The following is a 14,598-nucleotide window of genomic DNA, read 5'->3' as shown; positions in this document are numbered from 1 at the left end:
AAAGGTTCTGTGCATTTAGCTAAATAGATTTGTCTGTCTTTGAATTTAAAAGCAGATTTGGTAAATTCGGCACTTCCTCCTTGATGTTTTTTCTTAAAGCTAGGATACTTAGTACGACCGGCAAAGAAGTTAGTAAAAGCTGTTTGTAGGTGTCTTAAACCTTGTTGTAAAGGAACACAGCTAACCCCATTCAAAAACTCTAATTCTTCTTGTTTTTTCCACTCAGTCAACATCGAAGAAGTTTCAGTATATCCTACTCTTTCTTGTCTTTCGTACCATGCTTGTGTTCTGAGATGGAGAGCTTTATTGTAAACTAATCTTACACAGCCCAAAGTGCGCCGCAATAGCGACTCTTGTTCTGCTGTGGGGTAAAATCGAAACGAATAGGCTTTCTCCATATCTCACATTCTAGCATATATCGTGTAAATGCGCTACTATTTCATAGTAAAGCCGTCCTTTGAGAGCGGGGTTTCAGAGCCAAAATTGGCGATGACACTTTAGAACCAGTGATTTTTTCTCCTAAACCCAAGTTTTTCTGCTGGCAATTCCTTATTATCTATGTCCTTGACTATGCCTCAGTCTGCCGAGTCCTCCACGGGTGAGGATTTACCCCTAGCTATCTCACCCAGTAACGAGCAGTTAGAGAATATTAATAGCTATTTAAACCTGATTTTGGCAGCTTTAGTCTCTCTAGCTAATTTAGACTCCGAGTCTATCACCCAAGCAGCCCAGGAATTAGCCTTAGATCTGGATACAAGCGATCACCTAGTTGCCCACTACTGGCAACCCCAGTCAAACCTCTCCCTAGCGGACATCCGTTCTCTAGTTCTCCTCCTCTGTCATCTAGCCCAAAAAAAGCAAGAGTTAATCCGTCGCGCCGTAATTCTCTTGGAACAAGTGGGAACTCAAGGACAAGAACCAGTCAAAACCACGCTTTTGGGCAATTATATCGCTAATTTTCGCTTAAAATACCCAGAAATATCGGAAAATAATCTCAGTGATTCTAGCCTGATTTCCCTAGCCTGGAAATTATTAATCGATTTATTGTTCTACAGCAGCCCCCGCAGTCATCTCCTTCTCTGGCACAACCTTTTGGCAAGTAAAAAGTAAAAAGGCTATCAGTTATCAGTTATCAGTTATCAGTTATCAGATATAAGTTATCAGATGTAAGTTTTCAGATGTAAGTTTTCAGTTCACCGATTACTGTTTACTGTTTACTGGACGGCTACGCCGTGCCTTTGGCAACACTGAAAAAAAGCTTCCCAGTTCATAATTCATAATTCATAATTTATAATTCCCACCGATAACTAAAAATGAGTAATCTAATTCGCAAATATACACCCCCCACCTGTACCCTAGAAATTTGGGGAAATAGTTCGCCTCTGGCGGTTTGGCTAGGTAAAAATGTCTTAAACGATGCCCACTTTCAATTGCGCTTTGATGATCCTAGATTGAGTGAGGAAAAACAGGTGACGATCAAAGGCGATCGCACACAATTACAACTCCTAGGGGAAATTGTCGCTAATTATGTGCAGAATTTACTCTCTAGTCCCGTTTCTACCCTCTCTTTCGTGGCTAGTGGTTCCCCCGAAAGCCATCTCCCCTCCTTGCCTTCTCTCCGTTGTCAGGGACTTCTGCAGCATCAATTATTTTTAGGTTCCCTGCTAACCGATCGGGATAAACAGGAGATCGAATTAACCACATCGCAATTATTCGATCTAGCCAATGCTTTAGGGGAATATAACCATGAAAGCCTCCTAATACCCCCATTAATTCGCCAGAAAACTCGAAAAAATGCCCTGATGTGGACGGGATTAATCGCCTCAGCCCTAATAACTATCGGGGGAATAGCGATCGCATTTTATCAACAGCAACAAGTGGCCAACAATGATTTAACCACTGATCCCAATAGTGCCAAGATTCCCCAACCCTTGCCAACGCTGCCTTTACCCCCCACGGGAACGGCCGCCCCAAACCCGCAGTTACCGGCAAATTTGGGCAATAAAACCCCTTTACCGCCACCGCCACCCGTGGGAACCGTTCCAGCCCCAGTTCGGCCCTCTAGCGTCCCCCTGGTGATTCCGCCGCCCACTTTACCGCCGCCACCAGTCACAGGTTCGCGTCCTGGCGGCACGGCGATCGTAATTGAACCGAATAATGAGAAAATCCCGATTACTGCCCCCCCCGTCACTGGCGCTCAGGGTACAAATGCACTGGCAAATCTTCCCCCCACCACGATGAATCCGACTCCAGCACCGCCAAAATTGCCCAATTTACCGCCTATAAGCCCTATTAACCCCGAAAATGTCAATTTAGACCCCAAACCGCCCACAAGCACTGCTAAAGCCCCAGAGACGAATTTACTAGATACAATTCCCCAAGTGGCAGAAACCAGAGAATATTTTCAATCCCGTTGGCAACCGCCGGAAAGTCTCAAGCATACTCTAGAGTACCGTTTGGTCTTAAATCAGGATGGTTCCCTAAAACAGATTATTCCCTTGGGACAGGCGGCGAAAATCTATCTCGATCGCACTAATATGCCCCTGCTTAATCAACCTTTCGTGTCTCCCCTCGATATCTCCGGTAATCCCCAATTGCGTCTAGTTCTTGGTTCTGATGGTACGGTGCGGACTTTTATGGAACAGCAATAGGCTGTTCTGCATTTAATTAACAATAATCTCGTCGGCGCTGTCGGGTTGGTTCATTTCCGTTAGGGTTTGCCAACCTGATTGCCAGAGATTCGCGTCTTGCAACTGTTTAGCATTAATCCAGAAGCGGACAGTCGGATCGCAGGAAGCGACTAATTCGGCAAAAACCCATTGACCGCGATTTTGACGATTGACCACTTGAAAATGTCGCCAGCCCCATGTTTTTTGTTTTGCCGTCCATTTTGACCCCAAGAGATGGGGATACTTCTGTTTTTTGGGCATAAAAGTTAAGACACCTGAGTTCGGGATAGGCTGAAACCCTTATATTATCCTAGTTTGCCAACCCGATTCTTTTCCAGGAGCCAAGGAGAGGAAAAATTATCGGGGCGCTTAAGTGCGCCCCAGTTTTAGCTAATAACCGCGCCAAACACCAACCAAAACCCCTTGTACTTGTACTTGTTCGGTATTGGCTGTAATTGGTTGATATTTTTGATTAGAGGGTTGGAGAGTGATGATTTCTCCTTCTTGGTAGAAACGTTTTAAAGTAGTACCGTGGCCTTCGACTCTAGCGGCGACGATTTCCCCATTGGACACCGCTTCATTACCCGTGAGAGAACGCATAATCACCAGATCCCCATCGGCAATATGATCCTCGATCATACTGTCTCCGGAAACCCGCAGAGCATAACAGTCTTGACTGCGTTGCAACAGGTTAGAAAGATCGAGTTTTTCTTCCACATCGGTGAAGGGTTCCACTAAACCACCAGCAGCGATCGCACCTAGAACCGGTAAACCTTGCACTGGTTGTTTGAGAATCCGCAGGGTGCGTGCTTTTCCTTCTGTCCAATCAATATAGCCTTTGGCGCGTAAACGTTCTAAACGGCTTTGAATCGGTGCGGGAGAGCGTAAATTCATTGCTCGCATCATTTGCCGGATGGAAGGGGCGTGTTGAGTAGTGCGAATATACTCAATTAGCCAGTCGTACAACTCCTGTTGCGCTTGAGTAAGGGATTCGAGGTTAGTCATGATCTATTTTCCTATGCTTGGGTTAAGATAATTTGTACTTTAGTTCATTTGTGTTTAACCTAGTACATCTTAACTTCATCGGCTGACTAAATCAACTGGTTATTAGATCTCTGGCAAAAATCAAAAATTGTCGTGGTTGGTTAGGAGACTCCGAGACAGGAGACTCCGAGACAGGAGACAGGGGATTATTTCTATTTATTCTTCCGACACCCCACACCCTACACCCCACACCCTGCCCCCACCGAAAAACTTTTTGCCGCAAACCCTAATTAATAATTCATAATTCCTTCTCCCTGCTCATAGACAGTCTTAACGAGTAATTTAGATAGTCAACAGCTTATCTTCTGACCTAGCACTTTTTTTTTAAAAGTATCATTAATTTTTATCTCAATTCTCAATATTAATTAACCCCAGGGTCGGTTGCTGGCAAACTCAGCAGCGTATTAAGAAAAAATAACGAATTGCTAGAAAGCCAAGAATCTGGATAATGATCGAGGTGGAGACAGAAAAATCGCTCTACTTAAGCCTGTCTGCCGTAAGCGTCCAATAGTAGATAGGGAGTCAAAAGCGACGCTCAAAGAAAATCCTTCGGTTGTCAGGGAAACGAGAGGATATTTAGTGCGAAATTGAGCCGTAAAAAAACTTAAAATCCCGACAAATATCGTAAAAACTAAGGGGAACACATGACCAAAAAAACCTATGCAACCATAGACGGTAACGAAGCTGTTGCACGCGTTGCCTATCGTCTCAGTGAAGTAATCGCTATTTATCCTATCACTCCCTCCTCGCCTATGGGTGAATGGTCCGATAGTTGGGCAGCCGAACGCAGAGCTAATCTCTGGGGAACCATCCCTTCCGTAATCGAAATGCAGAGCGAAGGTGGGGCAGCGGGAACCCTGCACGGAGCGCTACAAACAGGCTCTTTAACTACCACTTTCACTTCCTCGCAGGGATTATTATTAATGCTCCCCAACTTCTACAAAATTGCGGGGGAATTAACCTCTTCAGTGGTTCATGTGGCGGCCCGTGCTTTAGCAGCCCAAGGGTTGTCAATTTTTGGGGATCATAGTGATGTCATGTCTGCCAGAAGTACGGGTTGGGCTATGTTAGCGGCTAATTCCGTTCAAGAAGCTCAAGATCTGGCGGCTATTGCCACGGCTACCACCCTAGAAACCAGGATTCCTTTTCTGCACTTTTTTGATGGTTTTCGTACCAGTCATGAGGTGCAAAAAGTCGAATTAATTAGCGATGAAACTCTCAAAGAACTGATCGATGAAGACCTAATTATTGCCCATCGTCAAAGAGCTTTAACTCCCGATCGACCGGTTTTACGAGGCACGGCACAAAATCCCGATGTTTATTTCCAGGCAAGGGAAAGCGTCAATCCTTTCTATCATGCTTGTCCCGATATCACTCAAAAAATTATGGATCGTTTTGCCCAATTAACAGGACGGCAATACCATCTCTATGAATACCACGGTGCGCCCGATGCCGAAAGAGTGATTATGTTAATGGGATCGGGAGGGGAAACCGTCCATGAAACCGTGGATTATCTCAATCAAAATGGGGCTAAAGTTGGGGTCTTAAAAGTTCGTCTTTATCGTCCCTTTGCCGCCGACAAATTACTGGCAGCTTTGCCCACTACAGTGAAAAAAATAGCCGTTTTAGATCGCTGTAAAGAACCCGGTGCCGGGGGCGATCCGCTATATTTAGACGTGGTAAATGCCTTTATGGAAGAGTACGAAGGCAAGCTGCCGAAAATTGTGGGAGGACGCTACGGTTTATCTTCCAAAGAATTTACTCCAGCCATGATTGCCGGTATATTTGATAACTTAAGTCTCGACAAACCGAAAAATCACTTCACTATTGGTATCGTTGACGATCTTACCTTTTCCAGTCTGGAATATGACCGCAGTTTTTCCACCGAACCGGACGAAGTAGTGCGGGCGGTTTTCTACGGTTTAGGTTCCGATGGTACGGTGGGAGCTAACAAAAATTCAATTAAAATTATCGGTGAAGATACTGATAATTATGCCCAGGGTTATTTCGTCTATGATTCCAAAAAATCTGGGTCTGTCACCGTTTCTCACCTACGCTTTGGCCCCCATCCGATTCGCTCTACCTATTTAATCACCGATGCTAACTTTATCGCCTGTCATCAGTGGGAATTTGTCGAACAATTTGATCTGCTAGAAACCGCTAAATCGAACTCAATTTTTCTCCTCAATAGTCCCTATCCACCGGAGGAGGTGTTTAGTCACTTACCCCGCCATCTCCAGCAAACTATCATCGATAAAAATCTGCAAGTTTATACGATTAATGCGACTCAAGTAGCCAAAGAAGCGGGGATGGGCAGTCGGATTAATACCGTGATGCAGGTGTGTTTCTTTGCCCTAGCGGGGGTTTTGTCGCGGGAAGATGCGATCGCACAAATCAAAAAAGCCATCCGCAAGACCTACGGCAAGAAAGGCGAAGAAATCGTGCAGATGAACATCAAAGCTGTGGATTCTGCCCTAGAACACCTCTATCAAGTCCCAATTCCCGCCACTGTCACCCCTGAAGCTTTTGAATTAAGACCACCAATTCCCGACACTGCACCCGCTTTCGTCCGAGAAGTCCTCGGCAAAATTATCGCCCGTCACGGGGATGAATTGCCCGTTAGCTCCCTTCCCAACGATGGTACTTACCCCACCGCCACTAGCCAATGGGAAAAACGCAATATTGCCCAAGAAATCCCCGTTTGGGATGCGGATGTCTGTGTTCAGTGCGGTAAATGCGTTCTCGTTTGTCCCCACGCCGTTATTCGCTCGAAAGTTTATGATGAGGCCGAATTAGCCACGGCCCCGGAAACCTTTAAAGTCGCGAATGCCAAGGATCACGACTGGAAAGGGCTAAAATTCACCATCCAAGTGGCCGCCGAAGATTGTACCGGTTGCGGTCTCTGTGTTGATGTTTGCCCCGCTAAAAACAAATCGCAACCACGTCTAAGAGCGATTAATATGGCTCCCCAATTGCCCCTGCGGGAACAGGAACGAGTTAACTGGGATTTCTTCCTTAATTTGCCTAATCCAGACCGATTAAGCCTAAATCTCAATAAAATTAACCATCAGCAAATGCAGGAACCTCTCTTTGAGTTTTCCGGTGCTTGTGCCGGTTGTGGTGAGACTCCCTACGTTAAATTAGTCAGTCAGCTATTTGGCGATCGCATGATAGTGGCTAATGCCACCGGTTGTTCATCTATCTACGGAGGTAATTTACCGACAACGCCCTGGGCAGTTAACGCCGAAGGTCGCGGTCCGGCCTGGTCGAATTCCCTCTTTGAAGATAATGCCGAATTTGGCTTAGGATTCCGAGTTTCCATCGATAAACAGGCAGAATTTGCCGCAGAACTCTTAGGAACCCTCGCTAGTGAAATCGGAGAAAGTCTAGCGGCAGATATTCTCAATTGTCACCAAGTCGATGAAGCGGAAATTTACGAACAACGGCATCGGGTAGAGGCCTTAAAATCCCGTTTAGGGGAATTAACCCCGACCACGCAGGTGAAAATGTTGTTATCCGTGGCCGATTATCTGGTCAAGAAAAGCGTCTGGATTGTCGGGGGTGACGGTTGGGCCTACGACATCGGTTATGGTGGCTTAGATCACGTTTTAGCCAGTGGTCGCAATGTGAATATTTTGGTCATGGATACGGAAGTTTACTCGAATACGGGCGGCCAGGCCTCGAAAGCTACTCCTCGCGCCGCCGTAGCTAAATTTGCTTCTGGTGGCAAACCAGGACCGAAAAAAGACCTCGGTTTAATGGCCATGACCTACGGTAACGTCTATGTGGCCAGCGTGGCTATGGGGGCAAGAAACGAGCAAACTATCAAAGCTTTCCTAGAAGCGGAAGCTTACAACGGGCCATCGTTAATTATCGCCTATTCTCACTGTATTGCTCACGGGATCAACATGACCACCGCCATGAACCATCAAAAAGAAGTGGTGGAAAGCGGTCGCTGGTTAATGTACCGTTATCATCCCGATTTAGCTAAAGAAGGCAAAAATCCCCTACAATTGGACAGCCGTGCGCCTAAGCTTACCGTAGCGCAAACTCTCTACTCGGAGAATCGCTTTAAGATGTTGGCCACCAGTAAGCCGGAGGAAGCTAAACGTCTGCTCAAAGAAGCACAAGCAGATGTGGATACGCGCTGGCAAATGTATCAGTATTTAGCAGCAAAAGGTACAGGGAGCAACGAATAGTTATGAATCTACACACTACCTACATGGGTTTACAATTGCGATCGCCGCTAGTCATCGGTGCGGCCGCACCCTTGAGCGAGGATATCGACAATATCAAGAGAATGGAAGACTTTGGGGCCGCTGCCGTGGTTTTACACTCCTTTTTCGAGGAGCAGATTAAACAGGAAAGACTGGCTCTACACCATCATTTTACCCACGGAGCCGAGAGTTTTGCGGAAGCTTTGACTTATTTTCCCGAACCGGAGGTTTTTCACGTTGGTTCCGACGAATATCTCAACCATATTCGCAAAGCCAAAGAAATGGTCGATATTCCCATTATTGCCAGTCTCAACGGTGAGACCTCTGGGGGATGGTTGGAGTATGCCATTCAAATTCAACAAGCGGGCGCTGATGCTTTGGAGTTGAATGTTTATTATGTTCCCAACGACCTGGAATTAACCGGAAATCACGTCGAACAAAACTATATTGATATCCTCAAAATTGTCAAATCGGAGGTATCGATTCCCGTCTCGATGAAGTTAAGTCCCTACTTTAGCAATACGGCCAATATGGCTAAACAATTAGCGGAAGCGGGGGCCGATGGGTTGGTATTATTTAACCGTTTCTATCAGCCGGATATCGACTTAGAAACCTTAGATGTTCACCCTAATATTATCCTCAGTAATCCCCAAGCAATGCGTTTACCCCTGCGCTGGATTGCCATGCTTTACGGTCGTGTACCGACGGATTTTGCCGCTACCAGTGGTATTCATAACGCCATCGACGTGATCAAAATGATGATGGTGGGGGCAAAAGCGACCATGTTAGTTAGTGTTTTATTACGCCACGGTTTGGAGGAAATTACCAAGATCGAACAGGGTTTATTGCATTGGTTGGAAGAAAATGAATACGAATCGATCGAGCAGTTAATTGGCAGTATGAGTCAAATGAATTGCCCAGATCCGACCGCTTTTGAACGGGTACAGTATATGAAAGCTCTGCAAAGTTACGAACCTGTTTGGAAACGTTTTCAAACCACCAGTAAATAAAAGTGGAAAGTGGGAATGGGGGAATGGGGAAATGGGGAAATGGGGAAATGGGGAAATGGGGGAATGGGGGAATGGGGAATTTCAACTAAAACCCTAAAACCCCAAAACCCCAAAACCCCAAAACCCTAAAACCCTAACACCCACCCGACTCCCGACAAAGAAAAAAAAATCCTGGAGGATATAACCATGAACGAGAATCAAAAGAAAAAAATCGGCATTCTGACCAGTGGTGGCGATTGCCCGGGGTTAAATGCGGTAATTCGTGCCGTGGTGAAATCATCAAAACTCAAGGGTTGGGATGTGTACGGCATTCCCTACGGGACCGACGGTTTTATGCAGATTGCCGAGGGAAAATATCACCCCGAAGATTTGATCCTGACTCAGCATGGCTATAACCTACCCGGGGTCTTGAAAGGATTAGACGTTTTGCAGTTTCTTAGTGGTAGTGTCTTGGGTTCTTTGAGCAAAGGACATCCCGAAAACCCAGAAATTGCCACGAAAATCCTGCAAGGATACGAAATGCTGGGATTAGATGCCCTGATCGTCGTCGGGGGCGATGGGAGCATCGATATCATCTACGATCTCGCCCAGAAAGGCAATTGGAATATTATCGCGGTTCCCAAAACCATCGATAATGACGTTCCCTATACGGAATGGGCAGTCGGTTTTACCACTGCCGTCGATATCGTCACTCAAGCTTTGTATGATCTCACCTTTACCGCCGCTAGTCACGAAAGGGTGATGATTGTGCAGGTGATGGGTAGAGATGCCGGTCATCTAGCCCTTCATGCCGGAATTGCCGGGGGGGCTGATGCGATTTTTATTCCCGAATTAACCCCGGCTCTCACTCCCGAAATTATCGACGGTTGTTGTCGTCATTTGGCACAATTACGCGCTCAAGGTCGTAAATTCGCTCTCATTGTGATTTCTGAGGGTGTTAAGAACGAAGATAACCAAAAAGAGAAGTATATTGCCGATTATTTAGAAAAATTAATATTTGACAAAACTCGCTCTTTGTGCGTTACCGATCCCGTCTTCTGTTATCTCAATTCCATGGATGTGCGGGCCATGTCTTTGGGACACCTGCAAAGAAGTCGTCCTCCTTTGGCCATGGACCGACTGTTAGCCACGGCTTTCGGCATTAAGGCCGTAGAATTAATTGAACAGGGAAAACTCGATCGCGTGGTGATTTGGCGCGGGGGACAAGTGCGTAGTTTGCCCCTGAAACCGGTGATCAAAATTATCAAACAATGTCATCAAGAGCATCGCTGTGCCTATCCCGTGGATCCTGATGGTTTTATCGTCAAAACAGCCCGTTCTTTGGGAATTTACCTAGGGGAAAATACCACAACTGAGACGGCAGTAGTTCCGCAGGCTGTGGAGGCGTTGGTTTAGTTATAATAAAGCGAGAAGGGTTGCTCATACTTTCTCGCTTTATTAATTGGTTAAGATTAGGCATTTCTAAACGCTACAATTACGGGAGATACTGACGGCTACTGTCGAAATAAAGAAACTTTTTAAAAGAGTGTAATTAGGGCTTGCTGAATAAATGTGAAATATAGACGAGGTAAGGGTTTTAGGGGCCTATTTTGCGAAACAGGTGCAAGATTGGCGAAGCATTCGGGCATAACCTATCGCTGAAACCGTAGATTTCCTATCCGAATGCTTCGCCCCTACTTTTTCAGCCAGCCCTAATTAATTTTCTGAGCATAAACTTTTATCATTATAAACCCGAACTGTATATCCTTCTCAACCCGACGAATCAAATTCTTTTCTGTCAATCTTCGGGGCGAAGCATTCGGGCATAACCTATCGCTGAAACCGTAGATTTCCTATCCGAATGCTTCGCCCCTACTTTTTCAGCCAGCCCTAATTAATTTTCTGAGCATAAACTTTTATTATCGGCCCGCGTCCTGTAGGGGCGAAGCATTCGGGCAATAACCTATCGGTGAAACCAGAGATTTTCTATCCGAATGCTTCGCCCGTACTTTTTCAGCAAACCCTACATAAAGACTTCTACTATCAGTAATGAGGTTATAAGATTGAACTATTGGACAAGCTTCAATGAGATGTCTAATCTCTTGAAAATAGTCATTAATCAACAAATTCTATCTCCTCAATTTCTTCTTTGTCTTGCAGTAAAGCTTCTAGCATCCAAGCTTCTCCCATCCATTCATCAAAGTCTAAGGTATGCTGCAATTCATTGTTTTCAAATCGTCTGAGAAATTCTTGTGTCTGCATTTGATACTTATTTTCAAAAAAAGTTATTCGTTCTTGAGTGCGCTTAATTTCTTCTTGAAGTTCTTGCCGTCTTTCGGTTAATGCGTCTTCAATAAATTTTTTTAAGGAGTTTAGATGTTTAGAACTCAGTTTTACTTCAGCCATAATGCTTCCGAGTTGATAATCGCTGCTGTTTGCCATTCGTCAGTCCATCCTAATTCTAGTTCATCTACTGCTAAAAAAGCTTGGGCGAGTTCTTCTGCTTCTTGTTGTTGTCGCCATTGTTGTAAAATTGAGGCGATGAAAATGCTTTTATCTTCTACTTTCTGGTCTAGGTAATTAACCAGTTCATCGGGTAAAGAAATGGAGATTTTAGCCATTGTTATCTCTTTAGCTATTTGACTCTAATGTCTATCGTATCGTGAACTACTTTTCCTTGCCAACTAATTTTCCTTCACTATTAAATTTAATTCTGCTTACTTCTAATCTCCTGAATATCTTGCCAAAAATCGGCTCTTGTCACATTTTTTAAGGTCTGTTGACGTTCTTGAGTATAGTCACCAAAACCCCATCCAGTATCTTGTAAAAAGCGAATAGCATCGACTTGTCCTAATTCTTTAACTAATGCTTGATAGCCTTTTTGTCTTAGCTCAATTGGTGTCATTGTTTTCATCTCCTTGTAATAGCAAAGTTTCCATTAACCAAGTAACAGGATTATCTAATTTTACTTGCAATAATTTACTGTATTTTATGGCTTTTCTCAGTAATCTGTCATCGGTGGTTAACAATACGTCTATTCTAGCATATTCAGCGCAAGCGATATGAAAAGAATCATAAAGATCAAATCCTAAATATATAACCAATACTGTTTAACTGTTGTCCCATTCTTCATCACTAATACCCGCTTGTTTGAGAATTTCCTTAACTAAATCTGTAGAGATTTCTTGATTTCCATGAGGGTTAGGGGTGCGAATTTTATGTTGACCCTTTTTCATAAATTGATGTTTACTACCAGAAAAAGGCCCTGTGTAACCTAAAGCTTTCAATTTTCTGATTAATTTTCTGCGAGAAATTGCTGATGGCATAACTAAACTTCTGCAACTGTTGTAACTTTAATTTCTAATCCATCTATGATAGGTAAAGGGTCGCCATCTTGTAATTTTAAAATGATCCATTCTTCTAGAACTTCTAGTAAGTCTTGACGGCATTCTTCAACGGTCAATCCATTTCCCCAAACGCCTTGAAAGCCTTCTATTTCAGCAAACCAAGTACCGTCATTTAGCCTTTTGTATTGTGCTTTTTGTAAAGCTTTTTCACAATAATTGAGTAAGATCATTTTCTTCTCTAAATCTCCATAATATGTAACTATATTATCACTTCTCCTCACCAATCCCATCACACAAATGTCTATCCTCCTCCTTAACGCCAGAATTAGGATTGTGCAAATAAACCCGCACCCAATCGCAACTACGCCCCATTAAAGCGTTTAAGTCCTGCATTGTCCTACAATCTTTCTGTATTGTCCTACAACTCTTCTGCATCGCCCTATAATCCTTCTGTATCCTCACAAAGAAGTCTAAACCAAGATTAACGGGATTTTAGGATTAACTGGATTATTTACTTGGAAACTCCTGACAATCTTTTAAGATTGAGCATCCTGAAAATCCTCTAATCCTCAAAATCCTGATACTGACGATTTACCCCCAATCCCATCACACAAATGCCTATCCTCCTCCCTAACACCAGAATTAGGATTGTGCAAATAAGCCCGCACCCAATCGCAACTACGCCCCATTAAAGCATCTAAATCCCAGCCATTGTTTCCATTCCACAGTTTAATTGTGTTGTCCTCACTACCGCTCACTAAAGTCTTGCCGTCGGGACTAAAATTAACGCTTGAGACATAGCCATCATGCCCCTTGAGGGTGCGGATTTCTTGGCCTGTTGACCCATTCCAGAGTTTGATAGTGTTGTCAGCACTACCGCTCACCAATGTCTTGCCGTCGGGACTAAAATTAACGCTATAGACATAGCTATCATGCCCCTTGAGGGTGCGGATTTCTTTGCCTGTTTCTACATTCCAGAGTTTGATAGTCTTGTCATGACTACCGCTCACCAAAGTCTTGCCGTCGGGACTAAAATTAACGCTATTGACAGAGATATCATGCCCCTTGAGGGTGCGGATTTCTTGGCCTGTTTCTACATTCCAGAGTTTGATGGTGCTGTCATTACTACCGCTCACCAAAGTCTTGCCGTCGGGACTAAAACTAACGCTTATGACAGCGCTATCATGCCCCTTGAGGGTGCGGATTTCCTTGCCTGTTTCTACATTCCAGAGTTTGATAGTGTTGTCACTACTAGATAAAAAGTTACCACTACCAGTCGCTAAAGTCTTACCGTCAGGGCTAAAACTCACGCTTCTAACAATATCATTATGCCCAGAGAGAGTGCGGATTTCTTTCCCTGTCTCTACATTCCACAGTTTGATTGTGTTGTCACTACTATCAGAAGCTAAAGTCTTACCGTCGCTGCTAAAACTCACGCTATAGACACCGCCATTATGCCCAGAGAGAGTGCGGATTTCTTTTCTTGTCTCTACATTCCACAGTTTGACAGTATTATCCCAGCCACCGGTCGCTAAAGTTTTACCGTTGCTACTAAAACTCACGCTAGTGACACCTCTATTATGCCCAGAGAGAGTGCGGATTTCTTTTCCTGTCTGAACATTCCATAGTTTGATTGTCTTGTCATCACTACCGGTCGCTAAAGTCTTACCGTCGCTGCTAAAACTCACGCTATAGACACCGCCATTATGCCCAGTAAGAGTGCGGATTTCTTGACCCGTCTCTATATTCCACAGTTTGATTGTGGTCTTCCACCTACCACCGGTTGCTAAGATATTACCGTCGATGCTAAAACTTACGCTTCTGAAACTGCTATTATCAAAAAGAGAGAGAGAGCGGATTTCTTTTCCTGTCTCCACATTCCACAGTTTGATTGTGTTGTCATCACTACCGGTCGCTAAAGTTTTACCGTCGCTACTAAAACTCACGCTAAAGACAATACCATTATGCCCAGAGAGAGTGCGGATTTCTTTTCTTGTCTCTACATTCCACAGTTTGACAGTATTATCCCAGCCACCGGTCGCTAAAGTTTTACCGTCGCTACTAAAACTCACGCTAGTGACACCTCTATTATGCCCAGAGAGAGTACGGATTTCTTTTCCTGTCTGAACATTCCATAGTTTGATTGTCTTGTCATCACTACCCGTCGCTAAAGTCTTACCGTCGCTGCTAAAACTTACGCTATTGACAATACCATTATGCCCAGTGAGAGTGCGGATTTCTTGACCTGTCTGAACATTCCACAGTTTGATTGTCTTGTCATCACTACCGGTCGCTAAAGTCTTGCCATCGCTGCTAAAACTCACGCTATTGA

At 44.4% G+C, this 14,598-nt stretch carries 14 protein-coding genes; 5 read left to right on the top strand and 9 right to left on the bottom strand.

The window, feature by feature from the left end; genetic code table 11:
* Window positions 1-398, bottom strand: a 398-nt coding sequence (locus EWV68_RS08160) for an RNA-guided endonuclease InsQ/TnpB family protein (protein WP_287169439.1), incomplete at its 3' end; no start/stop codon positions are given.
* Window positions 399-570: 172 nt separating this feature from the next.
* Between EWV68_RS08160 and EWV68_RS08155 the strand changes: the two genes are divergently transcribed.
* Both EWV68_RS08155 and EWV68_RS08150 read left to right on the top strand, forming a co-directional pair.
* Window positions 571-1,110, top strand: coding sequence for a DUF3038 domain-containing protein (locus EWV68_RS08155; RefSeq protein ID WP_061431805.1), 540 nt, complete (start codon window positions 571-573; stop codon window positions 1,108-1,110).
* Window positions 1,111-1,313: 203 nt separating this feature from the next.
* Window positions 1,314-2,651: a DUF4335 domain-containing protein gene (locus EWV68_RS08150; RefSeq protein ID WP_287169438.1), complete on the top strand. Its 1,338-nt coding sequence runs from the start codon at window positions 1,314-1,316 to the stop codon at window positions 2,649-2,651.
* Window positions 2,652-2,663: 12 nt separating this feature from the next.
* Here EWV68_RS08150 and EWV68_RS08145 read toward each other — a convergent pair whose 3' ends face one another.
* The gene (locus EWV68_RS08145) at window positions 2,664-2,930 is read right to left on the bottom strand and encodes a TIGR02450 family Trp-rich protein (protein WP_002737176.1); all 267 of its coding nucleotides are present in this window, start codon (window positions 2,928-2,930) and stop codon (window positions 2,664-2,666) included.
* Between the two features lie 129 nt (window positions 2,931-3,059).
* On the bottom strand, window positions 3,060-3,674 hold the full coding sequence (lexA, locus tag EWV68_RS08140) for a transcriptional repressor LexA (protein WP_002758280.1): 615 nt from the start codon (window positions 3,672-3,674) through the stop codon (window positions 3,060-3,062).
* A gap of 683 nt (window positions 3,675-4,357) precedes the next feature.
* Here lexA and nifJ point away from each other — a divergent pair.
* The 3 genes from nifJ to EWV68_RS08125 all read left to right on the top strand — a co-directional run bounded on the left by nifJ (window position 4,358) and on the right by EWV68_RS08125 (window position 10,335).
* Window positions 4,358-7,912 carry a pyruvate:ferredoxin (flavodoxin) oxidoreductase gene (nifJ, locus tag EWV68_RS08135; protein ID WP_287169436.1) on the top strand — a complete coding sequence of 1,185 codons (3,555 nt, stop codon included), beginning with the start codon at window positions 4,358-4,360 and terminating at the stop codon, window positions 7,910-7,912.
* A 2-nt stretch (window positions 7,913-7,914) separates the two neighbouring features.
* Entirely contained in the window at window positions 7,915-8,940 is a 1,026-nt protein-coding gene (locus tag EWV68_RS08130) for a dihydroorotate dehydrogenase-like protein (protein ID WP_104395596.1), read from the top strand.
* 186 nt (window positions 8,941-9,126) lie between these two features.
* Window positions 9,127-10,335 carry an ATP-dependent 6-phosphofructokinase gene (locus tag EWV68_RS08125; RefSeq protein WP_287169435.1) on the top strand — a complete coding sequence of 403 codons (1,209 nt, stop codon included), beginning with the start codon at window positions 9,127-9,129 and terminating at the stop codon, window positions 10,333-10,335.
* Window positions 10,336-11,034: 699 nt separating this feature from the next.
* Here the strand turns inward: EWV68_RS08125 and EWV68_RS08120 are convergent.
* The 6 genes from EWV68_RS08120 to EWV68_RS08095 form a co-directional block, all read right to left on the bottom strand.
* Window positions 11,035-11,325: a hypothetical protein gene (locus EWV68_RS08120; RefSeq protein WP_287169434.1), complete on the bottom strand. Its 291-nt coding sequence runs from the start codon at window positions 11,323-11,325 to the stop codon at window positions 11,035-11,037.
* On the bottom strand, window positions 11,313-11,540 hold the full coding sequence (locus EWV68_RS08115; RefSeq protein WP_052277900.1) for a DUF8778 family protein: 228 nt from the start codon (window positions 11,538-11,540) through the stop codon (window positions 11,313-11,315). The genes EWV68_RS08120 and EWV68_RS08115 overlap by 13 nt, the downstream gene beginning before the upstream one ends.
* An 86-nt stretch (window positions 11,541-11,626) precedes the next feature.
* Complete coding sequence (locus EWV68_RS08110; protein WP_002797026.1) at window positions 11,627-11,824, bottom strand: hypothetical protein; 198 nt, start codon at window positions 11,822-11,824, stop codon at window positions 11,627-11,629.
* Window positions 11,825-12,029: 205 nt separating this feature from the next.
* A complete protein-coding gene (locus tag EWV68_RS08105; RefSeq protein ID WP_287169432.1) occupies window positions 12,030-12,245 on the bottom strand; it encodes a type II toxin-antitoxin system HicA family toxin in 216 nt (71 codons plus the stop codon).
* A gap of 2 nt (window positions 12,246-12,247) precedes the next feature.
* Window positions 12,248-12,556 (bottom strand): type II toxin-antitoxin system HicB family antitoxin, encoded by a 309-nt coding sequence (locus EWV68_RS08100; protein WP_002754318.1) that lies wholly within the window; start codon window positions 12,554-12,556, stop codon window positions 12,248-12,250.
* A 279-nt stretch (window positions 12,557-12,835) separates the two neighbouring features.
* Window positions 12,836-14,598: WD40 repeat domain-containing protein (locus EWV68_RS08095; protein WP_287169431.1), on the bottom strand; the 1,763-nt coding region annotated here is incomplete at its 5' end.

Source organism: Microcystis sp. M_QC_C_20170808_M9Col (assembly GCF_007095495.1).
Lineage (GTDB): Bacteria > Cyanobacteriota > Cyanobacteriia > Cyanobacteriales > Microcystaceae > Microcystis > Microcystis aeruginosa.
The sequence above is the reverse complement of the archived record's forward strand: the minus strand, read 5'-3'. Positions and strand labels throughout refer to the sequence as shown.

Excerpts from the sequence above, each read along its gene's own strand:
- EWV68_RS08155 (WP_061431805.1), top strand. The coding sequence starts at position 571 with ATGCCTCAGTCTGCCGAGTCCTCCACGGGTGAGGATTTACCCCTAGCT.
- EWV68_RS08150 (WP_287169438.1), top strand. The coding sequence starts at position 1,314 with ATGAGTAATCTAATTCGCAAATATACACCCCCCACCTGTACCCTAGAA.
- EWV68_RS08145 (WP_002737176.1), bottom strand. The coding sequence starts at position 2,930 with ATGCCCAAAAAACAGAAGTATCCCCATCTCTTGGGGTCAAAATGGACG.
- lexA (WP_002758280.1), bottom strand. The coding sequence starts at position 3,674 with ATGACTAACCTCGAATCCCTTACTCAAGCGCAACAGGAGTTGTACGAC.
- nifJ (WP_287169436.1), top strand. The coding sequence starts at position 4,358 with ATGACCAAAAAAACCTATGCAACCATAGACGGTAACGAAGCTGTTGCA.
- EWV68_RS08130 (WP_104395596.1), top strand. The coding sequence starts at position 7,915 with ATGAATCTACACACTACCTACATGGGTTTACAATTGCGATCGCCGCTA.
- EWV68_RS08125 (WP_287169435.1), top strand. The coding sequence starts at position 9,127 with ATGAACGAGAATCAAAAGAAAAAAATCGGCATTCTGACCAGTGGTGGC.
- EWV68_RS08120 (WP_287169434.1), bottom strand. The coding sequence starts at position 11,325 with ATGGCTGAAGTAAAACTGAGTTCTAAACATCTAAACTCCTTAAAAAAA.
- EWV68_RS08115 (WP_052277900.1), bottom strand. The coding sequence starts at position 11,540 with ATGGCTAAAATCTCCATTTCTTTACCCGATGAACTGGTTAATTACCTA.
- EWV68_RS08110 (WP_002797026.1), bottom strand. The coding sequence starts at position 11,824 with ATGACACCAATTGAGCTAAGACAAAAAGGCTATCAAGCATTAGTTAAA.
- EWV68_RS08105 (WP_287169432.1), bottom strand. The coding sequence starts at position 12,245 with ATGCCATCAGCAATTTCTCGCAGAAAATTAATCAGAAAATTGAAAGCT.
- EWV68_RS08100 (WP_002754318.1), bottom strand. The coding sequence starts at position 12,556 with ATGGGATTGGTGAGGAGAAGTGATAATATAGTTACATATTATGGAGAT.